Below are 25,053 nucleotides of genomic sequence, written 5' to 3' on the forward strand. Positions count from 1 at the left end.
TTATGAAAATCAAAGAAGCTGTTAATTCTTTAATTGAAGATGCAATAAATAAGCATTCAAGTGACATTTTCTTTTTAATGCGGGGAGTTAATCTAGTTGTGAGATTTCGCACAATTATGGGTATAGAAAATCAGGCTGAATATTCAATAAGAGAAGGCAAAGAAATGATCAATTTTCTAAAATTTGCTGCTCAAATGGATATAGCCGAACATCGTAGACCACAAGTAGGAGCATTCGAATATGATTTTAAGGGACAAATATATTACTTGCGGTTATCAAGTATTGGAGATTTCAATGATCATGAATCTTTGGTAATTAGAATTATTTATCAGATAAGTACAGGTAAATATTTTTTTGATGAACAAATTGAGAATCTGAAAACTTTGGCTCAAAGAAGAGGCTTAATAGTTACAAGTGGTCCTACAGGATCGGGTAAAACTACAACTATGTATAACTTGGCAAAAATGATAGGTCAAAATCAGATGGTTATGACGATTGAAGATCCTGTTGAAATACATGAAATAAATTTTTTACAAACGCAGGTTAACATGACAGCGGAAATCACATATTCCAGGTTGCTTGAAGCAGCTTTACGTCATAGACCAGATATTCTAATAATCGGTGAAATTAGAAATGCAATAACTGCAAGGCTGGCAGTAGATGCTGCTCTAAGTGGCCATCTTGTTTTTGCAACTGTTCATGCCAAAAGTACTTTGCAGACTATTTCGAGATTGGAAAGTCTAAATATTAATGCGGCTGATCTTTATAATTGTTTGACCGCTGTTAGCTATCAACGCTTACTGCCAACTAATACGGGTTTTGCCTGCTTAATGGATATTGATAGTGGACATCAATTACAGGCAGACATAAGCAAGCATAAACGAGGTGATTATGTTAGTTGGCACCAAAATTTGGTCAAGCTAAAGGAAAGGAAAAGAATTAGTGAACAGGTCTTTGAACAATTTCAGGCAGGATAAGCTAACAAATAAAGAACGGATTGAATTTCTAGAATATTTACAAAATAGTTTATCAAATGGCTTTTCGTTAAATACCAGTTTAGAAATGATGCCGATAATATGGCCTAAAAGAAAGAACTTATTTAATAGGTTAAGTAACAGCATTCAGTCAGGAAAAAAACTAAGTTTCGAAATGCTTAATTTGGGCTTTTCTAAGACTATTGCTACTCAGATTGAGCTGTCAATGGTACAGGGAAACCTAATTGAATGTCTTACCCAAATTGCGACTCTAACTCGTTTGAAACATGAACAAATAAAAAAGTTAAAATCTGAAATGACATACCCTTTTATTTTAGTGTTAATGATGATTTTTCTTTTATTGTTTATGCAGACTTTTGTATCTAATCAGTTTGCTGAATCTGGTGAACATACTGGAGACTACCTGTTATTACTTCTATTAATTTTGAGTTTAGGCTTAGTTTATTTTATGAGCAGAATACTTCTGTTACTAAGAAAACAAGATTATCACTCTTTGAGTAGACTTAATCACTTTCCAGTTGTTGGGCCATTGATCAAAATTTATGTGAAATATATTTTGATCTATGATACAGGACTACTACTGGCTAGTGGCTTTTCCTTGCAAAAGATTTGTGACTATTCAGCAATGCAAGTTAAGGGATCTTTACAGCAATATGTGGGCACAAAAGTTGGTAAACAGCTGGCAAAAGGAATGAGTCCGGAAGAGATAATTAAAAATGAACAATTTTTGCCTAATGAAATTCTATTGTTGTTAAAAGCTGGATCAAAAAGGGGAGATTTGAGTAAGAAATTTTTATTATTAGGACGATCTCTTTTTAATGACTTAGCACAAAAAATTGAGAAATTAATAGTAAATGTTCAACCTGTTTGTTTTATTTTAATCGGTTTATGCATTATTGGATTATATTTGAAACTTTTATTGCCAATGTATGCAATGATGCAGGAAATATAGGAGAAAAAAGTGAAAAACATTTTGACAAAAGTTACATCTCAGAAACACAAAGTAAAAGGTTTTACTTTAATTGAAATGGTAGTAGTGGTTGCAATCATAGTGATGCTGCTTATAATTATTGCACCAAATTTAACAAAACAAAAAAATAGTGCTAATGAAAGGACTAATGATGCTTTTAAAACAACCTTGCAAACTCAAGCTACACTTTATGAAGATGATAAAGACCGTAATGGTAAAGAAATTAACTTTCAAAATATGTTTGATGATGGCTACTTAACGAAGAAGCAATTCTCAAAGTCTAAAAACTATACTGTAAATGATGGTGTAGTTGAAAAAAATGCTAAATAAGTTCAAGTTGCAAGGATTTACTCTGACTGAAATGGTTGTTACCCTCACTATTATGCTTGGATTAGTGGGTCTAGGCACTATAAAAATAAATGAATATAGGGAAAAGCTGATATTGGAAAACACGGTCAAAGAGATTAAAAGCTCTATTGAACATGCAGCAAGAAGATCAGCTATACAAAACCGCACAAGTATAGTCAGATATTATCCTCCGTCAAAAAAATTGATAATTATTGGTGGAAAAAAGCCTCAGACAATAAAAATAAAACCACAAATAAGTATAAGTAACTTAAGTCTATTAAAAATTTCAATTAGTGGTTCGTTACCACCTCACACAATTACTGTTACTAACCATCACTATACACGAAAAGTGAAGTTGCAAATGACTTGGGGACGAGCAATTGATGATAAATAGGAAAAAGAGCGGGTTCTTAATGGCAGAAAGCATGATTGGTTTGATGATCGCAACAGTCGGTGTCATAACGTTAGCTTTAACAGTTAGAGAAAGTAGAATAATTGAGCGTAAAGTAGAACAAAAAACTGATCGCACATATGCTTGGAGTGTTTTGAAAAAGCATGGATTAAAAAGAATATTAATCCACGATCATATTTATGAGCTTAATGGTAATAATAGCATTTATGATATGGCAGAAAAAAAGACATACAAAATTAAAAACTAAAGGCTTCATTTTGGCGGAAGCAGTATTTGCGGTGTTTGTGACATTTGTGGTAGTTCTAATTTTACAGAATTTAGTAAAAAGTCTTACTCTAGCAAATAAAGTTCAGCATCGAACAGATGACATTGTATTTTCATATGTGCAACTAAACCGATTTATTAAAGAGAAACAGAATATAAAAGCATTTACCTTACCAGAGAGATCTAATTCTGAAAAGGCTGTTTTTAAGAAAATTGATGCGCAAGGAAAAGATACAATATATCGTTTGACTCAATATAAAAATATGTTGCGCGTGACCACTCCTGAAGGCGGACATATGCCACTATTGTTAGATGTAAAAAGGTCTAGTTTTACAACCAATGATAGAATGTTGAAAATAGAAGTTACAGAAACAGACGGCAGAAAATCAGAATTATATTTTAAATTTAACTCAAGACCGACAAAAAAAGAGAAGGAGAAGGTATTAAATGATCGAAAACAAAAGACTAAGATTAAAAGCTAATGCTTTTCTTAGCAGTATTTTGGTATTAATCACCTGCTTAGTTTTTATTCAATTTTATCTAGATGTTTATCAAGAAAGCTTGGAAAATGATTTTTTATTAATTGAGTATTTAATTAATGATTGATTCTCTTGCTCTAATTACCTTTCTTCTATTAAAATATTTAAGAGATAAGGGGAATAAGCAATGGATAATATTGAAAAACTGTTTAATAATTTCTTGGACTGTGTTAAATGCTTGCAAGAGGCATTAAATGTCTCTTTTGGTGAAGCTCTGACAGAAACATTTGATAATCTCGAAAATAATCAAATTAAGGTTGAGCTGGGAGCTCCCGACAAAAAAACGGTTCAGGAATTGAGTCAAAAATATGAAAAATTAGATTATAGCGGACTTTCTAATAAGCTAAAGCTGCAAATTTTTACTTATTTAACTTTAAAAGCAATTAATGAAGACGGGTTGGATGTTAATCAAATGCCGACGCCTCCTGCGATTTCAACAGTAATTGCAATGTTTATGTTAAAACTTTTACCAAAGGAAAGGTTGATAATTGCCGATCCTGCTATTGGAACTGGAAATTTATTGTTTTCTGTAGTCAATCAGTTGAAAAGTGCTAATCATTCAAAGTCTGATTTTGAACTTTATGGTATTGATAATGATGAAGAAATGTTGAGCTTTGCTGATATTGAAGCTCATTTGAGTGATATTGATATTGAAATGTTTTGTCAGGATGCTCTAACTCCCTGGATGTTTAAAAGCCCTGATGTTGTTGTAAGTGACTTACCAGTTGGTTATTATCCAATTGATAAAAACGCTAAAAATTTTGCTACCAAATCTGAGAATGGACATTCGCTTGCTCATCTTTTATTTATTGAACAGACCATTAAAAATCTTAAAGCCGGTGGCTATGCTTTCCTGATTGTGCCACAGAATATTTTGTCTGGCAAAGGTGGTGGTGACTTTATGCCATGGCTAACTGATAAGGTTTTTCTGCGTGCAATAATTGAGTTACCAGACAGTGCTTTTCAGAATAAATTTAATCAAAAATCAATTTTGGCCTTTCAAAATCATGGAAAAAATATCAGAAATAGTGAAGTTTTTCTCACAAAGTTAGATTCATTTAAAAGTGAACAAGACCTAATAAAGCTTAATGTTAAACTAAATGAGTGGTATACTAAAAACATTGATTGATTTGTGAAAATTTCAAAGTCAAGTTTATGGAGGAATTACATTTATGAAAAAAGTTTTAGCAATCAACTCAGGCAGTTCTTCATTTAAATATAAGTTGTTTGCTTTACCTGAAGAAAAGGTTTTAGCAAATGGAATTGCTGACAGAGTTGGTATTGATGGTTCTTCTTTTGAAATTGAACTGGAGAATGGTGAAAAACATTCAGAGAATGTTGCCATTCCAGATCAGGAAACTGCAGTTAATTTACTACTTGAAGCATTAAAGAAATACCATGTGATTAACGATTTGAGTGAAATTGTAGGTGTTGGCCATAGAATAGTTGCAGGTGGAGAAGACTTTACTGATTCTGCTCTAATTGACAAGGAAAAACTTCAAAAGATTTATGATTTGAAGGAATATGCTCCACTTCATAATCCGGCAGAAGGGAAGGGCATTGAGGCCTTTATGAAATTGCTACCTGGTGTTCCTGAAGTAGGCGTTTTCGATACCTCATTCCATCAAACTTTAGATCCTGTGCATTATATGTATTCGATTCCCTATCATTATTATGAGAAATATGGCGTTCGTAAGTATGGTGCTCATGGTACTTCTGTTCGTTATATTGTAGGACGCGCTGCTCAGATGTTGGGTAAAGATGTTAAAGATTTAAGGTTAATTGTTTGTCACCTTGGTTCAGGTGCATCCATCACTGCAGTTAAAGGTGGTAAGTCCTTTGATACATCAATGGGCTTTACTCCATTGGCTGGTATAACTATGGGTACACGCTCAGGTGATGTTGACCCATCTGTTTTGCAATATATCATGAATAAAGACCATATTGATATCAATGAAATGATTGAGATTTTGAATGATAAGTCTGGTCTGCTGGGAATTTCTGAAATTTCTTCTGATATGCGTGATCTAGAGAATAATTCTGATAAAAAAGCTGATCTCGCTAGAGCTATTTTTGTAAATCGTGTTATCCAATATATTGGCTCCTATATGGTGGAAATGAAGGGCGCAGATGCAATTATTTTCACAGCAGGCGTAGGTGAGCATGATTCCGGCATTCGTGAAAATGTAATGAAATCTTTTGAATTTATAGGCTTAAAGCCTGACTTGGAAGCAAATAAATCCAATGGCGAGAAGTTTATTACTAAACCAGATTCAAAGATTAAAGCTCTAATTATTCCAACTGATGAGGAATTAATGATTGAGCGTGATGTCGTTCGATTAGCACATTTGAATTAATAAAAACAAAAAATTATGAACCGTTAAGAAAGTTTCTTAACGGTTTTCTTTTATTTTGAAAATGAGCTAATATGAGGTGGATTTGCTGATCTTAGAAGTGACTTAGTTATAGAATTTACATATTTTGAGTTAACAGTTAACATAAATAAATGTTTAAAACCCTATAGATATACAATTTTTTATTTTGAAAATTTCTGTATAATGAAAAGTAAGCTTGGAAGCCAGGCTATACAATAACTAACTATTGGAAAGAACCATAGAAAGAAACATAAATGATTAAATTAGTAGCTGTTGATGTTGATGATACTTTATTAAATAGTCAAGGTAAGATTCTAGAATCCTCTCGAGAAGCAATTACAAAAGCAATTAGCAAAAATGTTAAAGTGGTCTTATGTTCAGGAAGGCCCTATGCTGGAGTTAAAAAATTCATTGATGAATTAGCGTTGAAAAACAATAATCAATATGTAATAACTTTTAATGGTGCCGTAATTGAAACAGGGTTGCACGTAAAATTACTTGAGAAATGTTTGTCTGCAAAAACTTATGAAGCAATTGACAAATTTAGTCAGAAAAACAAAGTTTTTTATAATATTGTGAATGCTGACAGTCAAATTATTACCAGCAATTTGAATGTGGGTAGAATAACAGTAACGCAGGCATGGGAAAATAATGCCGGAATATTGATTAGGAAACCACAAGATTTATCAAGTAAAGAAACTGTTATCAAAGCCGTTTTTGGCGATGAAAAAGAAAAACTAGATGAAATTGAAGCTGAAGTTAAGCATGTTTTTGGTCAAGATAATTATGTTGTCAGAGCAGCCGTTAATTTTTTAGAAGTAATGCATGCCAATGTTAATAAAGGTATTGCATTACAGTACTTAGCACAAAAGTTAAATTACAAAACGGAAGAAATAATGGCAATTGGGGATGAACGAAATGACATACCAATGTTTCAAGTAGCTGGAACTTCAGTAGTCATGAATAATGGTTCTGCAGAAGCAAAAAAACAAGCTGACTTTGAAACTGCATCAAATGATCAAGATGGTATAGCCTTAGCTTTTAGCAAATTTGTTTTTGATAAATAAAAAGTGATTTTATAATATTAGGCAAGATTGCTATATTATGCTATAATTATTTCTACCCAAAGCGGGGGTGTTTTGGGATTCGACAGGCGTAGATTCGCATTGACTGCGGTTCGTAGGTCACGTCTACGTAAAAACGTCACAGTTTTATAACTGCAAATAAAGAAAATTCTTACGCATTAGCTGCCTAATTTAGGCGCATGTGTTGCTTGTTTTCGGATTACTCACGTCTGAATTCAAGTATCAACTTAGTGAGTTACGTTTAACTACCTCATCTGAATAGTTAAAAAGAGTCATTCCAGGTTAGCTAGCCCATACTAGCCCTGTTATATGGCGTTTTGGACTAGTGAAGTTCAAATAATATAACTATGATCGTAGATGTCAGTGACGGAATGCGTTTGGACAGGGGTTCAATTCCCCTCACCTCCATAGATATTTAAATAAAGCCCTATGAATAAAGCAATCATAGGGCTTTATTTTGCTTTCGCACGGCATAAATGAATAAATAATCTAAATATTTTATTTTTTGAATATGGAAACCAAAGTGAAGTGTTTGTTAATAGATAACAATTCATTTTTTGATAAACATTTTCTGTGAAAGATCATTCAGTAAAAATAATATGAAGCAATTAATCGTGTAGCAAAAATGCTTATTAACTATATAGACAATGGAATCAATAGAGTATTATGATAAAGGGGAAGCAATAAAAAATAAGTAAGTGTTATAAAATTAAAAAGTGGAAATAAATGTTACTTGATATTAACTGAGTATTTAAAAATGATGATTTACAAGCTTATCTATTGCCGTATCAAAATTATATAAAAATTGTTTGATGACTATGAAGTTGATGAAATGGATCCACATAAAATGACATTGCAAGAGTTAGGAAAACATTTTTATGGTAGAACTGTTCAATTTAAGTTAAAAAATGGCAAAACGAAAACAATATTTGTCCAAGATATTATGAATGAAGAAGATGATGAACCAGAATTAACTTTTATTGGAGGTTCTGAAGAAAATGAAGTTCGCATCTCAGAAATTGTGAGTGCGTGTGAAATCAAGAAATAAAATTTTAACAAAAAAATAGCCTCCAAATATTTTATGAATTTTGAGGTCACATTTTGAGATAATTGTTTTTTGGAATAGTTTAATTTTAGTTAGTTGTATTAAAGTTTACCATTCTACTTGTAATTATAAATTCGTTTATTTGAAATCCCATCAGATTAGGTAAAGACCTTTTTGTCTTAATACCTGTTCAGAGGTTTATCAGCAGGAGAATAACCATTATTTAGTAGTTCTGATATATACCAAGAATTATATTTGACACAGGTTACAATTCTTATAATTAATCCTATAATTCCAAAAGAAAAAAATTCAAGTAATTGAATAATTCCAAAAAGAATGGCAAACTTCCAGTCTCCTCTGAAGATTGGTACCCACGCACCAAAGAAAAGGGCTGTCCAACTTGCCCCAGCTTTCACCCGTTTAATTACTCCTGTTTTATCACTTTTTAAATTTGCTTTCATTTTTACACTCCTTAATTTTTACCTTAGGTTTTAGGTCGCTAGCAATATGGACAAATCTTAAGAAAATTTGTTATTCTATTTATATATATTTATTATACTAAAAATAAATCAAAAAACGATCTGATTTAAAAACTATCTTACTAACAATAAAACTACTTAAATTAATTTAAACTTAAAAACGGCGAATTATGTGCGTTGTAATAGTTAAGTACATAGTCTGTCGTAAATTTAAAAAGAAGTCACAATGAAAAATTTAACACAAAAAAATAAACTACTTTTAGGCTATGCCATTTCAGGACTGGGTGATCAATTTTACACTTTTGCAATTCCACTGCTGATGCTGTCTAGAACTCATTCATCAGTCATAATGGGACTTTTAACCGCAGTTGAATATCTGCCGACAGCATTGTTTGGACTAACAATTGGACCCATTTTTGATATATATTCTCGTAAGACAATCATGCTCTTTTCTTTGATAATGCAAATGGTGCTAATTATAATTGCACCATTTTTGGTTATTAAAAATATTTCATTATATTGGCTTTTATTAGTAGTCTTTATACTTGGTTCATTTGATTTAATTACTTGGACCGGATATCAAATTTTCATAGCCGAATCGGTTAAAAAAGAAGAACTATCTTCCGTTTCAGGACAAATGGGATTAATTTCATCGATTCAAAAAACTTTTGGTCCAGGTATTGCAGCTGTCATTATTAATTTAATTGATTACGTAGGTGGTTTTTTGCTAGATGCCTTAAGTTTTGGCTACTTAACCTATGTCATTAAAGATTATGAACCGTTGTATAAAGAAATTAAGTCAGTGAAAGAAGAAAAGTCTTTTAATAAAAGCGCAAAAGATGGAATCACTTTTTTATTTGCACATCATGATATTAAATGGCTGATCGCAAGTTTTTTCGTGGCAAACATTGGCTTTCAAGCAGTTGTTCCCATGCTTACTTTTTTGTTAAAACAAGAAATGAAAGTTTCTGTCAATATGGTCAGTATTTTTTACACAGTAGCAGCGATTGCAAGCATTTTAGGCAATTTTATTTATTTGCGCGTTAATAAAAGCATGAGACTCGGTACTCAAATGATTATGATTGCCCTGTTAATAATGGGAGGTTTCCTAATTATGCTTGATGTCCAGTCATTTATTTGGGTCACTTTTGGTTACGCATTGGTTTCGTTTGGTAGCGTCTGGTCGCAAGCCAACTTCTTTACTGTTATTCAAGCAGAAACCCCATCTAAATTTAAAGGAACAATAACTTCTATTTCAACTTCGCTAACAAGAATAATTGGTCCTGTTATGTCTTTAATTAGTGGCTTTCTAATTAAAGCAGAAATCCATTCAATATTCGTCGTTGCTGCCGTTTGCATGTTTCTCTCAGTGCTTATAACTATAGTTACTGGTTTAGGCAAATTGGGAAAACTGGACTAATTATAGAAAGTAACTTAATACTTATTTTTTAGACAGGGAATGTTCTAATATATTATAAATAGCTGGATTTTTATATATCGCAACAACATCGTATTTTAGTTTAGGCAAGTTTGGTAAAAAAGTAACATATTCATCATATATTTTCGGCAGTGGCAGCTCTTCTGGATATATAGCCATCCCATAATTTAAAACAACATTTGATAAAGCAGCGTCAAAGCTATCCAAATAATTAATTTGTTCATAACAAATATTCATTTTTTCTAGAATATTTTTAATTTTTGTTTGTACATCATTATTATCAGTAGCAGTCCATTTTTGTAAGAAAAGGGGCTGCTTTTTTATAACTTCCTTTTTGAGTCTTCCTTTTTGATCAATAGCCTTTTGATTCAATAAAATGCCAAAATTAGCTGTTCCGATTTTTCTAACATGGATATTTTTAATTTTACTAACGGCAGTGGAAAACCCAATCAATACGTCATAATCTCCTGCATCGAGTTTAGGTATACTGGCGGCAAAGTTTTCAGTGTCAAGTTGTAATTGTAAACCTGGATTGTTTTTAGCAAGAGACTGTGCCAATTGAACTGCCCAATAATTGAAGGCGTGCAAATAATGAATTCTTATTGTTTGAAAGGAATTGTTTAATTGGCTGATTTTTTCGCTAAACTCATAATATTTGTTTAGTACAGGCACTGCACAATGGTACAAATTAATTCCGGCTAAAGTGACCTTAAAATGAGAAGTTGACCTATCAATAAGTTGAACGCCCAGGTCTTTCTCTAAATTTTTTATTGCATTGCTAATTGCTGTTTGGGAGACAAAATTTCTTTTGGCAGCAGGGGTAAATCCTTGAGTTTCAACGACGTCAATAAAGTACTTATATGTTAATAAACTATATTTCATTATACTTTGTCCTTTTACTTATAACTTTAACTAATAAGTTATTATCATTATATGTTAGCGCTTCCCGAAAAGCGAGGGTAAAATTGAATTGTAACGACAGTTACCTTTACAAAATTAGTTTTAATACTAAAAAGGAGAAAGTATAATGGCTGAAAAATATATTTTAGCGATTGATGAAGGTACTACTAGTACAAGGGCAATTATTTTGGACCATTCTGGTAAAAAAGTAATTGACTCACGGAAAGAGTTTAACCAATATTTTCCTAAGCCTGGCTGGGTAGAACATGATGCCAATGAAATTTGGAATTCAGTTTTATCTACAATTGCCAATTCATTTATTAACTCAGGGATTAAACCCAACCAAATTGCAGCTATTGGTATCACAAATCAGCGTGAAACGACTGTTATTTGGGATAAGAAGACTGGCTTGCCAATTTACCATGCGATTGTATGGCAGTCTCGTCAGACATCAGATATTGCAGATAAAATTATTGCTGATGGCTATTCAGACATGATTCATGAAAAAACTGGCTTAATTCCTGATGCCTACTTTTCAGCAACCAAAATTCGCTGGATTCTTGATCATGTTCCTGGTGCGCAGGAACGCGCAGAAAACGGAGAATTATTGTTTGGTACTATTGATTCATGGTTAGTTTGGAAGTTAACTGGCGGCAAGGTTCATGTGACAGATTATACAAATGCAAGTCGAACAATGCTGTTTAACATTACCAAACTTGATTGGGATGATGAGATTCTTAAGTTATTAAACATTCCAAGAAAAATGTTGCCTGAAATTCGTTCTAACTCCGAAATTTATGGCACTACAGCTGAATATCACTTTTATGGCAGTCAAGTACCAATTGCTGGCATGGCAGGTGACCAGCAGTCAGCCTTGTTTGGGCAGTTGGCATTTGAGCCGGGAATGGTTAAAAACACATATGGAACTGGTGCGTTCACCGTTATGAATACGGGTGAAAAGCCTAAGTTTTCAGCTAATAATTTGTTAACTACTGTGGCATATGGCATAAACGGCAAAGTAAATTATGCTTTGGAAGGTAGTATTTACGTTGCTGGTTCAGCTATTCAGTGGTTGCGTGATCAGCTGGGAATTATTGATGATGCTCCTCAATCAGAAGAAGCCGCCAAGCGCTCAAAAGATAACAATGAAGTTTTCGTCGTCCCTGCATTTACCGGTTTAGGAGCGCCATACTGGGATTCTAATGTCCGTGGAGCTGTTTTCGGTCTGACTCGTGGAACAACCAGTGACGACTTTACAAAAGCCACATTACAGTCTCTAGCTTATGAAAGTCGTGACGTTATTGATACGATGCACGAAGATACCAAGATTCAAATTCCAAAATTAAAGGTTGATGGTGGTGCTGCTAATAATGACTATTTAATGCAGTTCCAAGCTGATATTTTAGGCATCGAAATTGAACGTGCGGCTAACCTTGAAACAACAGCATTAGGTGCAGCGTTTCTTGCAGGTTTAGCCATTGGTTTTTGGAAAGACTTTGATGAAATCAAGAAAATTCAAAAAGTAGGTAAAACCTTTAAACCACAAATGAGCAGTGCAGAAAGAGATCACCTTTATGAAGGTTGGAAATCAGCTGTTAAAGCTGCTCAGAGCTTTTCATATAAGCCATATCAAAAGAATAATTAGAAATTTTTATAAAAAAGAAAGAGGCTAAATCATGGCGTTTTCAATTGAAACCAGAAAAGAAGAAATTGAACGTTTAAAAAATGAAAAATTAGATTTGCTGGTTATCGGAGGCGGCATTACTGGAGCAGGTGTTGCTCTTCAGGCCAGTGCAGCTAAAATGAAGACAGGCTTGATTGATATGCAAGACTTTGGTGGAGGTACCTCATCACGGTCTACCAGACTTGTACATGGTGGTATTCGTTATCTGAAGACCTTTGATGTTCAAGTCGTTTCTGATACAGTCAAGGAGCGTGCTGTTATCCAGCATATTGCTCCGCATATGACCCAACCTGATCCTATGATTTTGCCAATTTATGACGAACCAGGGACAACGTTTACTATGTTCTCGGTAAAAGTAGCAATGGATCTTTATGATCATTTGGCTGGTATCGAAGGAGATTCACCTTTAATTAAATATGCCAACTACATGATGAATAAGGAAGAAACATTAAAACGAGAGCCACAATTAAATAGTGAGAACTTGCAGGGTGCAGGTGTTTACTTAGATTATCAAAATAACGATTCCCGCTTGGTAGTAGAAAATGTTAAAAAAGCTCATGAATTAGGATGTCTGGCCGTTAGTCGACTGAAGTGTATAGCAATTTTACATAATGATCAGAAACAAGTTAATGGCGTTCGCGTTCATGACAATTTAACTGGTGAAGAATTTGAAATTCATGCTGATGTTGTTATTAACACTTCTGGACCTTGGTCTGATTTGGTAAGACAAGAAGATAAAGAAGTTTATAAAAAACCGCGTTTGCGTCCTACAAAAGGTGTCCACTTGGTAGTTGACCAGTCCCGCTTGACTGTGCCACAGCCAACATATTTTGGTTCAGGTACTGCTGATGGCCGAATGATTTTCACTATTCCTCGGGAAGGTAAAACCTATTTCGGCACAACGGATACTGACTTTACAGGTGATTATGCTCATCCTACAGTTGAAAAAAGCGATGTAGACTACTTGTTAAATATCATCAATAAAAAGTATCCTGCAGCTCATTTAACGATTAACGATATTGAAGCCAGTTGGGCCGGTGTACGACCTCTAATCGAAGTTGAAGTGGAAGGTAACGAAGCTGCAGATGCAGCAACTGGTGCCAGCGTTTCTGACAGTACTTCAGCACCATCTGCGGTATCGCGTGGTAGTTCGTTAACTGAAGCTGAAGATGGATTGATCACTTTAGCCGGCGGTAAGTTGACAGATTACCGCATCATGGCTAATGGTGCAATGAAGAAAATTCAGCAAAAATTTCATGACGAGTTTTCTAAAAACTTTACGTTGCAAGATTCAGCAGAAATTAAAGTTGCTGGTGGCGATTTCGATTCTGACAACGCAGAAGCTGAACTTGCTCTCATTGCGAAAGATGGTGTGGCTGCTGGCCTTGCAGCTGATGATGCAAAAGAGATTGCAAACTTATTTGGTTCTCAGGCGGAGCAAATTTACGACTATGCCCAAACAATCAAACCAGAAGAAGGATTGAGTATTGGTGAAACTGCAGCTCTTGATTACTCTCTTGCAGAGGAAATGACATTAACACCAGTTGACTACCTATTAAGACGTACTTATCATATTTTATTCAAGAGTGATACTTTAGACCAAGTAAAGAATGGTGTGATTAAACACATGTCTGATTATTATGGCTGGGATAAAGCTCAAAGAGAACAATATGAAAACGAGTTGGAACATGAGATTGCAGAATCAAGATTGGAGGGATTAAAGAGTAAAAGAAAGTAGAAGAAAACAATAAAAATAGTAGTAAATTATTCCCCATTTAAAAACCTGTCAAAACAATATGACAGGTTTTTTCTTTGGTATTTTTGAAACGTTATATTAAAATAAACTAAATTATTTATTATAAATATTTTATTATGGAATCAGCTTTTAAAATAATAACATTTGTTTTCATATTTGAAAAAATAGTTTTAAATTTATAGTTTAAAAGATTAAACTAATAGTGAGGTGATCATAATGGAGCCATTTTTTCTTAACCCATATTTTAGACCCAAAATTTGGGGTGGACGAAAATTAAAAACTATTTTTAATTACGATATACCTGACGGTAAAGTTGGTGAAGCTTGGGTTATTTCCGGATATAGGGATGACGCTTCAACTATTACAAACGGTGACTTTAAAGGACAGAGTTTACGTAAAGTATATTATGAAAATCCGGAACTATTTGGTAACCCCAAGAGTCAAGAATTTCCGCTCCTCGTTAAGTTTTTGGATGCCAATGATAATTTATCTGTGCAAGTTCATCCAAATGATGAATATGCTCGCAAAGTAGAAAATGACAGTGGAAAAACAGAAAGCTGGTATGTTTTACAAGCAGATCCAGGATCATATCTAATATATGGTCATACTGCTAAAACACATTCAGAACTTGCTGAAATGATTCACAAGGACGAGTGGGACAAATTATTGCGCAAGGTTCCTGTTAAAGCTGGTGACTTTTTCTATGTTCCTTCAGGAACGATTCACGCACTGACTAAAGGAATCCTAGTCATTGAAACGCAGCAGTCAAGTGATGTTACATACCGTTTATATGATTATGATCGTGTAGATCAGAAAACTGGTAAAAAAAGGCAGCTGCATACCCAGAAGTCTATTGAGGTCACTAAAGTACCTCATGTTGACCCAAAACTTAAAATAACAACTAGTAAAAAACAAGATGCCACGATTAAGACATTGGTTGAGCCACCATTGTCTCCCCATTTTTATCTATGGCAAATAGATCTAAATGGTCAATGGAATACTGGTTTAAATAAACATCCATTTTTATTAGTAACCATTATCAATGGTTCAGGTACAATTGAGTGCGAAAACAAGACTTTCAATTTATCTATTGGCACAAATATGATAATTCCAAATAATATTAAGGAATTTAAATTTTCAGGTAATATGAAAATGGTTATTTCTGCTCCTGGTAATCAGGATTAATTCTTAAGGTGGAAAGGAAAAAAGAATGATTTATATAGCATGCGGTTCGATTATGATAGTGGTTGGACTGTTATGGCTGATATCGCCTCCTAAAAGACCACGTCCATTTTATAGTTATTATTCGTACTTGGCCCAAGTTAATAAAGCTAGTTTCAAATTTGCTCAGCACAAGGCAAGTTACTATTTTATTATATTTGGTTTAATCCAATTAGTATTAGGGATTGGAATCCATTTGCTTAAATGGGATCGATATTTTTTACTTTGGCTGCTGACATTTTATCTTTTCATTATCTTTCCAATCATGGCTACGGAAAAAAGTTTAAAAAGCTTTTTGCAAAAACGCCATGAATTGCCAGCAGATTACGTAGACCCTGACAAAGTAAAAAAGGAGAGAACAAAAGGATTTAGGGACCGAAAATGAAATTGAAAATTTTAATGGTCGAGGATGATCAGTCGGTTGCAGAAATGATGGAAATGTTCTTTGAAAAAGAAGGATGGACCACTGAAATTGCGACTGATGGAGAACAAGCCGTTAAAATGTTTGCAAAAAATCCAGATCAATATGATTTAATAACATTAGATCTTAACTTGCCGAAAAAAGATGGCATAGAAGTTGCTAAAGAAGTTTGTGCAATTTCACCATCCATACCAATTATCATGCTGACTGCTCGTAGTAGTGAAGAAGAACAGATTCAAGGATTTAATGCTGGTGCTGACGACTATGTATCCAAACCGTTTAGTCCCCTGGCTTTAATAGCTCGCATCAAGGCTTTACAAAGAAGAATTAGAATTGAGGATAAACAAGAACAAACAAAATCAGCAGAGAATACTGAAAAATTTGATGTCGAAACGGATCACATAAAAATTTCTAAAAGTCGGCGTGAAGTGCTTTATGATGGTCAATATGTTGAAAATATTACACCTAAAGAGTTTGATTTGCTTTATACTATGGCACAGAAGCCTAAACAAGTATTTTCTCGTGAACAATTATTAGAGTCCGTCTGGGGCTATGATTATTATGGTGAAGATCGCACCGTGGATGCACATATAAAAAAACTACGCCAAAAATTGGAAAAAGTAGGTGCAAATGTCATCCAAACCGTTTGGGGCGTTGGCTATAAATTTGATGATTCGTAGGTTTTAACATGAAGTTAATTTATCAGCATATGCTTAGCTTTTTACTTATCATTCTTACTACGGTATCAATAATCGGTTTTTCTGAAATAAATAATGCAACTAAACAATCATATGAATATAATTATCGCAGAATGGAAGACTTTGCCTCAGCTTTAGGTACTTTAGCTGAAAGTGATAAAAAAGATGGCTCGGCTATGTTGAATCCCAAATTTTTGCATAAACTGGAATTTGTTCTCCATAGTGACAGGGTATATCTCAGTGTTTTTGATGATCAAGGTGCTCAAATTTATCCTAAGAAAAATGAAGACATCCGACTAACCTCACAGCGGGTTGCGCAATTAAAGAAAGGGAAAAAGCTTCATATAAAAAATAATAATGAGGCACTTTCCAGCTTAGGACATAAAAAAGATGCTTGTACCGGTGTTCTCTTACCATGGAAAAACAAAGGTAAATTCATTGGAGCGATTTGGCTAGGCGTGCGAGTTGCCATAGTTGAAAGGCCAGTGACCATAGCCAAGCAAAATTTGTTTAATGCTCTTATTTCGGCAATAATCGTTGGGCTGGTGCTTAGTTTCATTCTTTCCTTCTATGCAACGGACAGAATAAAAAAACTGTCACTTGCTACAAAGAAAGTTGCAGCTGGTGATTTTGATGTACAAACAAATTACAGTGGACATGACGAAATAACCCAGCTGGCTGACAACTTCAATCAAATGGTTCGCGTTTTAAAGAAATCAAACCAAGAAGTTAAGGAGCAGGAAAAAAGACGTGATCAATTTATGGCTGATGCAGCACATGAAATGCGTACCCCTCTGACTACCATTAATGGTATTTTAGAGGGCTTGCAATATGATGCTATTCCTGATAAAGCAAAGCCTAAATCTATTGACCTGATGAATAGGGAAACTAAGCGACTGATTCGATTAGTTAACGAAAATTTGGATTATGAGAAAATTCGTAATAATCAAATAAACTTAGTTAAGACCACCTTTAATGCTAGAAAAACGCTCGATGATGTGACAATGCAGCTTAAACAAAATGCTGCTAAGGCTAATGACACAATAATTGTCAATGCACCAAGAGATCTGCCAATTTATGCTGATAAAGATCGTTTTACGCAAATAATGGTCAATTTAGTCCAGAATGCAATTCAATTTACTGCTGATGGCAAAATTCAAATAAGCGGCTATAGAGTTGCACATGCAACAACTATTATTGTTGAAGATAACGGTATTGGGATGAATCAGCAACAAATTAAATATGTTTTTGAAAGATACTTTAAAGCTGATCCATCCCGCAGTCGCTCTGGAAGAGGAGAATATGGATTAGGATTGTCGATAGTTTCCTCTTTGGTTAAACAGCATGGTGGCAAAATAAGCGTGCAGTCAGAAATGAATCATGGGGCAGAATTTACTATTATTTTATTCGATCGTGGATATGAACAATATCTCGAAAACTAAAAAAATCATTTCCAAATTTGGAAATGATTTTTTGTTTTTCAGAGTTTATTCTTTATCTTTAGTTGTCTCATGCCAAATCTTTGCAGTTGCTGGGATGCTTCCCAGATTTGTGAGGTCATCTTTATTAACTACAATTAAGTTGTCAGGTCCCTTGGCTAAATTATTGAAACTGTCCAGACTCTGATTTTTAAAGTATCCGTCACTAGCCTTAGCCAGACTCGCTTGCAATTGATCTATACGATATGCTTCAGCATCTGCTCCTGTTTTAACAGCTTCTGCCTTAGCCTTAGCTGTTGCAATTAAAGCATCATTTTTAGCTTTTGTAGTCAATTCAATATTTTTAGCTTCACCTTCAGCCTTTTCAATAGCAGCTATTTTCTCACGATCAGCAGTTAACTGTTTGTCCATGGCTTTTTGAATTTCAGTGCTAGGCAAAAGTTCGTCAATGTTGACTCTGACTACACGAATTCCATAAACGTCCGTTAAATCACCGATAGCTTCCGAAAGCTGACTATTTATACTACTTGTTGAGCCTAAAGCATCGTTTAGATCCATCCGTCCAATAATGTCCCTTAAATGGCCACGGATAAGTTCAACCATTGATTTAACTGAATCTGTATTATTGTAAAAATACTTATATGAATCAGTTACTAAGTAATTTAAGGTTAAGCTGGTAGTAATTTCTGCATTGTCTTTAGTAATAATTGAATATTTCGAAATTTCTGCCGGAAACATCGCCAGGGAAACTTTGCGCAATCTCTGTATTACCGGAATGATTAGTACTAAACCAGCTTTTACGGTTCTGGAATATTTGCCTAATGTTTCTATTAAACCTTCATTGTTTTGCGGGACAACACGGCACATAGAGCATAATAAAAGCAAAACCAGCACGACAATTATGATAAATTTCATTTTAACCTCCCAAATTAAAAAATTATGATTATTTCTTAATTATATGACTTTTTACGATTTTTTCCAGGTTTATTCTGCTTTTCAGTTAAATGATTGCCCGAAACAGATTCTGGAATTGTTGTGATTTCATCTTCACGACCCTCAAGCTCAGTAGCGTCCGTTTTGTATAATCTGGTAGTAGATTTGCGTTGTTTGTTTATAAGAGCTGTGGATTTATTTTTCAATTTCTGCCGGAACTCTTCCATCTGTCTATAATTGGTTAAATAGTCGAACTGTGTAGGGTCAACAGGTTTAAAGCCGCTGGGAGTATAGAAACGCAACAAATTATGATTATTTAGTAAGTCAGAGTATTTCAGTGACATTTTGCCTTCTTTTGCTAATTTTGTAATTTCATATTTTTCTTGTTCAGTAAAATTAATGATCTGCTTGCCACTTTTACGGTCGTAAACAATGCCCTTTAACCCCTTACCTCCAATAATAACGTATTTCTGACTAACAATAGTGCCGTTCCTAAAAGTAAGCCACGGGCGATATTTTGGAGCTAGCAGATCACTGCCAAACTGTATATAATTGCGATTTGAAATTCCCAGAAGATGGAGCAAAGTCGGCAATACATCTATTTCACCTGCAACTTCCTGTTTGATTTTTCCCTTTAAATTCGTAGCATGTATCATAAAAGGTACACGTTGCATTTGAACATTATTATAGGTATTCCAAGTGTCAGAACTTTCACCTACGATTGGTGCCAAAGTTTCATTTTCAGAATTAGTTAGTCCATAATGATCTCCATAAATTACAACCATAGTATTTTTAATCAAACCTGATTTCTTCAGGTAATTGAAAAATTCTCGGATAGATTGATCCAAATAATGAGCTGTTTCAAAGTAGTTATTAATTGAATTGTCTGAAGTATCACTGGTTTTAAAGCTCGGATCCAGATCCTCTTCGTCCATGTCAAAGGGAGTATGATTTGTAACGGTAATAAATTTAGTATAAAAAGGCTGCTGCATTCTTTCTAAATATTTGATACTTTCAGCAAACATAATTTTATCTTTGATGCCATAGCCAATATGGTCATTTTTATCATGACTAAAGTAATTTTGGTCAAAGAAATAGTTATAACCCATATTTTTATAAACATCATCACGGTTCCAAAAAGTGCCAACATTTCCATGAAATACAGCAGAAGTATAGTTGCCTTGTTGACGCAAAATTTGAGGAGCAGCCTGAAAAGTATTTGAGCTGCCCATGGCAGTGAATAATGATCCGTCAGAAATACCATAGGTACTGGTTTCCAACATGTTTTCGGCGTCACTGGTTCGGCCAATTCCAACTTGGTGGTAAAAATTGGCAAAACTTAATGTATGTTTGTTGTGATAAAGTGAATTGAGATAGGGAGTAACTTCCTTACCATTAATTTTTAAATCAATTAAAAACTGTTGAAAGCTTTCCAAATGAATTACTATTACATTTTTGCCTTTTTCTTTACCAAAATATTCTGTATTTACTGGTAATTTATTTTTTTTGGTATAAGCTAAAATTTTATTTAAATCAGCAGTATTGGCATTTTTATTTACCTGTTCGGTTTGTTCATTTTTAACAGCATCATAAACCGTGTAGGTATCAATACCAAGATATTTAACAATGTATGAACGATCGAATGTGGTACCTAACAAGCGTGGTCTGGAAGATTCAGCCAAAAAAACATTTAGCACTAAAATTAAAGCACCAACTGAAGTAACAGCAAAAGGTGTAAGGAGGCCAAAAGATTTTTGATCAATTCTGATTTTGTGCGAAATTAGTAATATGATAATTATGATAAGGTCAAGCCACAACAACAGGTCAGAAGGTTGAAGCAGTGCGACTGCACTTTTTCCTAAGCCAGGTGCAACTTTACCAGCATTAGTAATGGTCTTCACCGTAATAAAATCAGAAAATTGACGGTAGTAAAGAACATTAGCAAATAACAGTCCCGAATTTGCTACATCAAGCAGGACCATTGCACAATATGAAACAAGAGGCTTGGAAAAATATAATCCAATGCTCATTAGTAAAATTGCACTACCAACAGGACTTAACCACATGATAATATGTTGATAAGGATCTGAAATACCCAAATTGAAATCATGGTAGGCTGCAAAAATGTACTTGAGCGCAAACAAAACAATCAGAAGGCAGAAAAAGCCTATACGAGTCTGAATGAAGTTAGTCAGATTTTTTTTATTCAAAATGAACTCTCCCTTATCAGACTATTTTAAAAGTTTCTGTCCTTTTAGACAATCTTTTCTGTTTTGTTAGACCTTTTTTAATAATTAATAGCAGAAACTTGAGTATAATTTAAATGAACTATATTTTAGGAATTGAATCAGAATGATATTTTTAGGACCACTATATAACCTGCTTTCGCAACTTTACGCTACTAAAATAAATCATTTTGCTTTGATTAAGTTGATTGTACTGGCACTTGATAAAACTATCTTTTATTTCCTGTTTTTTATGGTAATACGCTTAATCTGGCTAATGACTATTAGGAGTCGGCGTACAATTAAATCTGAAGCGTCAGTATGGTTATTTGCTTTTTATTTAATTTTAGTGCTGATGTTAACTACTTTTCGTAACACTTATTTTCCCTGGAACCTGACCCTTAATCTGCACAGACCTTTAAACGAAATAAATTTTGTCTTTTTGAGGGAAACCTGGAAAATGTATCATGCACCCAGCAGGCTAGACTTTGTATACAATTCATTGGGTAACATCCTGTGCTTTATTCCATTTGGATTTTTATCACCATTTGTTTTTTCCAAAAAACAAACCTTTTGGCGTGTTGTTCTCGCTGGTATCATTTTTTCAGTTTTTATTGAAGGGATGCAGTTTTTACTGGAAACTGGAGTTACAGATATTGATGATGTGTTCTTTAACAGTTGCGGAACGGTAATTGGATATTTCTGCTATTGGCTTGTAATGATAATCAGGAGAAGGACCCATAAAACTAACTAAAAGCACTGGTATTTGTAAAATAAGATTGCTAAAATGTTCTTGTGAAATACATATTTAATTCAGTAAGGAGAGCGTGTTTATGAGTTTAATTAAATTTGATGGTACAAAACTGACACCATTTGTTCACGATAATGAACTAGGTGAGATGCAAGCTTTAGTTAACGTTGCCGATAAAGAACTTAGAGATGGTTCAGGTGCAGGCAATGATTTTCTAGGTTGGGTCGATTTGCCGGTTAATTATGACAAAGAGGAATTTGCCAGAATCAAAAAAGCAGCCCAAAAGATTCAAGGTGACTCTGAAGTTTTAGTTTGTATCGGTATTGGTGGTTCATATTTAGGCGCTCAAGCAGCTATTGAGTTTTTAAATGGTGCATTTTATGGCAAGGGTAAAGAAAAATATCCTACTGTTGTATTCTGCGGCAACTCCTTATCAGGTTCATATTTGCATGATTTGATTGAATGGCTCGGTGACAAGGACTTTAGTGTTAATGTAATTTCTAAATCTGGTACTACTACTGAACCAGCTGTTGCTTTTCGAATTTTTAAAGATAAATTGATTGAGAAGTATGGCGCAGATGAGGCTAAGAATAGAATTTTTGCTACAACAGATCGTGCTAAAGGAGCTTTAAAAACTGAAGCAGATGCTGAAGGTTATGAAGAATTTGTTGTGCCGGATGACATTGGTGGACGCTACAGCGTACTATCAGCTGTTGGTTTGTTGCCGATTGCAGTTTCGGGAGCTGATATTGACCAATTAATGAAAGGCGCTGCTGATGCCAGAGCAGAGTATACTAATACGGATTTAAGCAACGCGACTCCTTATCAATATGCTGCTTTGCGTAATATTCTTTATCGCAAAGGCTACACCACTGAAATTGTTGAAAACTATGAACCAACTTTAAGAATGTTCAGTGAATGGTGCAAACAATTAATGGGAGAATCAGAAGGAAAGGATAATAAGGGCATTTGGCCGGCCAGTGCCAACTTTACGACTGATTTGCACTCATTGGGTCAATATATTCAAGAAGGCAGAAGAAATCTTTTCGAAACAGTTATTAGAGTCGAAAATCCGGCAAATGATGTGAAAATCCCTTCTGATGATCGTAATTTAGACCAGTTAAATTTCTTATCTGGCAAAAGTTTAAACTTTGTAAATGAACGTGCCTATGAAGGAGTTGTTCTTGCTCACACTGATGGTGGTGTTCCTGTTATGACAGTTAATATTCCTGATCAAACAGAACACACTTTAGGTTACCTAATTTACTTCTTTGAACTGGCAATTGCTGTTTCTGGCTACGTTAATGGCATTAATCCATTCAACCAACCTGGTGTTGAAGAATATAAACGGAACATGTTTGGATTGCTTAATAAACCAGGTTATGAAGAATTACACGATGATTTGACAGCTAGATTCAAGGAAGAAAAATAATTTTTTATTATTGAAACTTTTTTAAAATAAGCTTATTATAATTATATGCTTACTTTATACAAGCTATATTGATATAAATTAATTATAAAATATATATCATCCTGTACATTGTATCTATTCATGTTAACCATTATGGAAAGGGTAAAAGTTTTTGACTTTTAACCTTTTTTTATTAGGGAGATTTAATTATATGGAAGAAAAGAAAGAAACACCCAAGAGGGTTCTGGCAATTATCAGTTGTGCTTTAATGGCTTTTGTTTCCATTTTGACAGAAACAAGTTTAAATGTTACTTTTCCCACATTGATGAAACAATTTCATATTGGGTTGGGATTAGTTCAGTGGACTACAACGGGATATTTATTGATGATCTCTGTAATAATGGTTGCAAGTTCATATCTAAATGACCGCTTTTCAGCAAGACAATTGTTTTTAACTGCCGCAATTGCATTCATCGCTGGTTCAATTGTGGCTGGTTTTGCAACAAATTTCTGGGTTTTACTCGCAGGTCGCTTGATTTCTTCGGTTGGAGCAGGATTGTCAATACCGTTAATGTTTAATATGGTAGTGGAATTAATGCCGCAAGAAAAATGGGGCTTCTATATGGGTTTGACTGGTTTAGTCATTATTCTTGCACCGTCTCTAGGCCCCACATTTGGTGGCACAGTTGTTTACTATTTTGGTTGGCCACTAATTTTTGAGATTGTAGCTGTAATTGCTGTATTTATTATGATTTTGGGTTTATTCGTAATTGAACAATACCATGAGAAAAAACATCCGACTTTTGACTGGCTAAGTTATATTGTTATTGCTAGTGCAATGGTAATTTTTAACTTAGGTTTCAATAGAATTAGTAATGGTTTTAGAGATATTGGTTTTTGGCTTAGCATGATTGTTGTGGCAATTTTGGTATACGCGTTTATAAAATTGCCACGCTCCAGCAAAAAGAAACTGATAAACTTGAATATTTTTAAAAATAAACCCTTTATTTTTGCCATGATATCTTATCTATTATTGCAGTTTATCAATATTGGTACCAGTTTCGCTGTGCCTAATTATGTGCAAATTGTTAATCATGCCAGTTCTTTAATCGGAGGTATGGTTTTGCTTCCCGGTTGTATTATCAGTGGTATTTTAAACCCCTGGTTTGGTCATATTTATGATAAAAAGGGTGCGCCATTGCCACTACTTACGGGAACAGTATTCTGCTTAACGGCCTGTTTGCTTTTTTCTTTGTTTAGTTTGAAAATCAGTACATTCATGGTCGGTGTTTTTTATGGCATTATGATTATTGGTCGCCAGATGGCGTTTAACAACACTATGGCTGAAGCATCGAAATTACAACCAGAAGAATTGCATACTGATGCGACCGCAGTCTTTCAAACTGGCCAACAATATGCTGGATCAATGGGAACAACAGTAATGGCAGCTATTATTTCATCTTGGCAAAAAAGACCTGGTAATTATGCAGCACTTACGGCCCAAGGCACTCAGGAAGCATTTTTATTTTTGACATTTGTCAGTGTGATAATTTTGCTCAGTTATTTAAACTTATTTAGACTTGAGAAGAAATTGAATTAAAATCAAAAATAAATATCAAAATTGAAAATGAACTATTAAGGGAATATTTGCTAAAATATTCCCT

The 25,053-nt window shown here is 34.1% G+C and carries 24 protein-coding genes and 1 other RNA gene; 21 read left to right on the forward strand and 4 right to left on the reverse strand.

Translation table 11 applies throughout. The features are described from left to right. The first annotated feature begins 2 nt into the window (after positions 1-2). The 11 genes from comGA to H3T43_RS07835 all read left to right on the forward strand — a co-directional run bounded on the left by comGA (position 3) and on the right by H3T43_RS07835 (position 8,036). Positions 3-977 carry a competence type IV pilus ATPase ComGA gene (gene comGA / locus H3T43_RS07785; protein WP_198213769.1) on the forward strand — a complete coding sequence of 325 codons (975 nt, stop codon included), beginning with the start codon at positions 3-5 and terminating at the stop codon, positions 975-977. Continuing rightward, positions 943-1,947: a type II secretion system F family protein gene (locus tag H3T43_RS07790; RefSeq protein WP_198213771.1), complete on the forward strand. Its 1,005-nt coding sequence runs from the start codon at positions 943-945 to the stop codon at positions 1,945-1,947. Before comGA ends, H3T43_RS07790 begins: the two co-directional genes overlap by 35 nt. Positions 1,948-1,956: 9 nt before the next feature. Beyond that, positions 1,957-2,295 carry a competence type IV pilus major pilin ComGC gene (comGC, locus tag H3T43_RS07795; RefSeq protein ID WP_370520800.1) on the forward strand — a complete coding sequence of 113 codons (339 nt, stop codon included), beginning with the start codon at positions 1,957-1,959 and terminating at the stop codon, positions 2,293-2,295. Then, positions 2,285-2,707, forward strand: coding sequence for a Tfp pilus assembly protein FimT/FimU (locus H3T43_RS07800; RefSeq protein WP_198213773.1), 423 nt, complete (start codon positions 2,285-2,287; stop codon positions 2,705-2,707). Before comGC ends, H3T43_RS07800 begins: the two co-directional genes overlap by 11 nt. Positions 2,708-2,726: 19 nt before the next feature. Continuing rightward, entirely contained in the window at positions 2,727-2,972 is a 246-nt protein-coding gene (locus tag H3T43_RS07805) for a hypothetical protein (protein ID WP_034977645.1), read from the forward strand. 10 nt (positions 2,973-2,982) lie between these two features. Next, positions 2,983-3,471 (forward strand): ComGF family competence protein, encoded by a 489-nt coding sequence (locus H3T43_RS07810; RefSeq protein WP_198213775.1) that lies wholly within the window; start codon positions 2,983-2,985, stop codon positions 3,469-3,471. Positions 3,472-3,655: 184 nt separating this feature from the next. Then, on the forward strand, positions 3,656-4,657 hold the full coding sequence (locus H3T43_RS07815; protein ID WP_198213777.1) for a class I SAM-dependent methyltransferase: 1,002 nt from the start codon (positions 3,656-3,658) through the stop codon (positions 4,655-4,657). Positions 4,658-4,700: 43 nt separating this feature from the next. After that, positions 4,701-5,885 (forward strand): acetate/propionate family kinase, encoded by a 1,185-nt coding sequence (locus H3T43_RS07820; RefSeq protein ID WP_198213779.1) that lies wholly within the window; start codon positions 4,701-4,703, stop codon positions 5,883-5,885. 272 nt (positions 5,886-6,157) lie between these two features. Next, complete coding sequence (locus tag H3T43_RS07825) at positions 6,158-6,970, forward strand: Cof-type HAD-IIB family hydrolase (protein WP_198213781.1); 813 nt, start codon at positions 6,158-6,160, stop codon at positions 6,968-6,970. A gap of 63 nt (positions 6,971-7,033) precedes the next feature. Continuing rightward, positions 7,034-7,399, forward strand: a transfer-messenger RNA (tmRNA) gene (gene ssrA, locus H3T43_RS07830). A 421-nt stretch (positions 7,400-7,820) separates the two neighbouring features. Then, complete coding sequence (locus H3T43_RS07835) at positions 7,821-8,036, forward strand: hypothetical protein (RefSeq protein WP_034977671.1); 216 nt, start codon at positions 7,821-7,823, stop codon at positions 8,034-8,036. A 176-nt stretch (positions 8,037-8,212) separates the two neighbouring features. On the opposite strand, the gene H3T43_RS07840 is transcribed toward H3T43_RS07835, so the two are convergent. After that, entirely contained in the window at positions 8,213-8,494 is a 282-nt protein-coding gene (locus H3T43_RS07840) for a DUF2628 domain-containing protein (RefSeq protein WP_198213783.1), read from the reverse strand. Positions 8,495-8,738: 244 nt separating this feature from the next. Between H3T43_RS07840 and H3T43_RS07845 the strand changes: the two genes are divergently transcribed. Continuing rightward, a complete protein-coding gene (locus H3T43_RS07845; protein WP_198213785.1) occupies positions 8,739-9,932 on the forward strand; it encodes an MFS transporter in 1,194 nt (397 codons plus the stop codon). Positions 9,933-9,953: 21 nt separating this feature from the next. Here H3T43_RS07845 and H3T43_RS07850 read toward each other — a convergent pair whose 3' ends face one another. Then, positions 9,954-10,832 (reverse strand): LysR family transcriptional regulator, encoded by an 879-nt coding sequence (locus tag H3T43_RS07850; RefSeq protein WP_198213787.1) that lies wholly within the window; start codon positions 10,830-10,832, stop codon positions 9,954-9,956. Between the two features lie 145 nt (positions 10,833-10,977). On the opposite strand from H3T43_RS07850, the gene glpK reads away from it, so the two are divergent. The 6 genes from glpK to H3T43_RS07880 all read left to right on the forward strand — a co-directional run bounded on the left by glpK (position 10,978) and on the right by H3T43_RS07880 (position 18,072). Beyond that, on the forward strand, positions 10,978-12,495 hold the full coding sequence (glpK, locus tag H3T43_RS07855) for a glycerol kinase GlpK (protein ID WP_034977680.1): 1,518 nt from the start codon (positions 10,978-10,980) through the stop codon (positions 12,493-12,495). Between the two features lie 31 nt (positions 12,496-12,526). Next, complete coding sequence (locus tag H3T43_RS07860) at positions 12,527-14,272, forward strand: FAD-dependent oxidoreductase (RefSeq protein ID WP_198213789.1); 1,746 nt, start codon at positions 12,527-12,529, stop codon at positions 14,270-14,272. A 234-nt stretch (positions 14,273-14,506) separates the two neighbouring features. Beyond that, positions 14,507-15,475 carry a mannose-6-phosphate isomerase, class I gene (manA, locus tag H3T43_RS07865; RefSeq protein ID WP_198213791.1) on the forward strand — a complete coding sequence of 323 codons (969 nt, stop codon included), beginning with the start codon at positions 14,507-14,509 and terminating at the stop codon, positions 15,473-15,475. Between the two features lie 25 nt (positions 15,476-15,500). Next, on the forward strand, positions 15,501-15,896 hold the full coding sequence (locus H3T43_RS07870; protein ID WP_198213793.1) for an SdpI family protein: 396 nt from the start codon (positions 15,501-15,503) through the stop codon (positions 15,894-15,896). Then, a complete protein-coding gene (locus H3T43_RS07875) occupies positions 15,893-16,612 on the forward strand; it encodes a response regulator transcription factor (protein ID WP_034977691.1) in 720 nt (239 codons plus the stop codon). The genes H3T43_RS07870 and H3T43_RS07875 overlap by 4 nt, the downstream gene beginning before the upstream one ends. Positions 16,613-16,620: 8 nt before the next feature. Beyond that, positions 16,621-18,072, forward strand: a complete 1,452-nt coding sequence (locus H3T43_RS07880) for a HAMP domain-containing sensor histidine kinase (RefSeq protein ID WP_198213795.1) — start codon at positions 16,621-16,623, stop codon at positions 18,070-18,072. A 45-nt stretch (positions 18,073-18,117) separates the two neighbouring features. Here H3T43_RS07880 and H3T43_RS07885 read toward each other — a convergent pair whose 3' ends face one another. Together H3T43_RS07885 and H3T43_RS07890 are read right to left on the reverse strand one after the other, a co-directional pair. Beyond that, positions 18,118-18,984: an SPFH domain-containing protein gene (locus tag H3T43_RS07885; RefSeq protein ID WP_198213797.1), complete on the reverse strand. Its 867-nt coding sequence runs from the start codon at positions 18,982-18,984 to the stop codon at positions 18,118-18,120. Positions 18,985-19,019: 35 nt separating this feature from the next. Next, the gene (locus H3T43_RS07890) at positions 19,020-21,212 is read right to left on the reverse strand and encodes an LTA synthase family protein (RefSeq protein WP_198213799.1); all 2,193 of its coding nucleotides are present in this window, start codon (positions 21,210-21,212) and stop codon (positions 19,020-19,022) included. 142 nt (positions 21,213-21,354) lie between these two features. On the opposite strand from H3T43_RS07890, the gene H3T43_RS07895 reads away from it, so the two are divergent. The 3 genes from H3T43_RS07895 to H3T43_RS07905 all read left to right on the forward strand — a co-directional run bounded on the left by H3T43_RS07895 (position 21,355) and on the right by H3T43_RS07905 (position 24,989). Further along, a complete protein-coding gene (locus H3T43_RS07895) occupies positions 21,355-21,981 on the forward strand; it encodes a VanZ family protein (RefSeq protein WP_198213801.1) in 627 nt (208 codons plus the stop codon). Between the two features lie 79 nt (positions 21,982-22,060). Continuing rightward, complete coding sequence (locus H3T43_RS07900) at positions 22,061-23,410, forward strand: glucose-6-phosphate isomerase (protein WP_198213802.1); 1,350 nt, start codon at positions 22,061-22,063, stop codon at positions 23,408-23,410. A 190-nt stretch (positions 23,411-23,600) separates the two neighbouring features. Next, positions 23,601-24,989: an MFS transporter gene (locus tag H3T43_RS07905; RefSeq protein ID WP_198213803.1), complete on the forward strand. Its 1,389-nt coding sequence runs from the start codon at positions 23,601-23,603 to the stop codon at positions 24,987-24,989. The last annotated feature ends 64 nt before the right edge of the window (positions 24,990-25,053 follow it).

The sequence above is a fragment of the Lactobacillus sp. M0396 genome (assembly GCF_016101625.1).
GTDB lineage: Bacteria > Bacillota > Bacilli > Lactobacillales > Lactobacillaceae > Lactobacillus > Lactobacillus huangpiensis.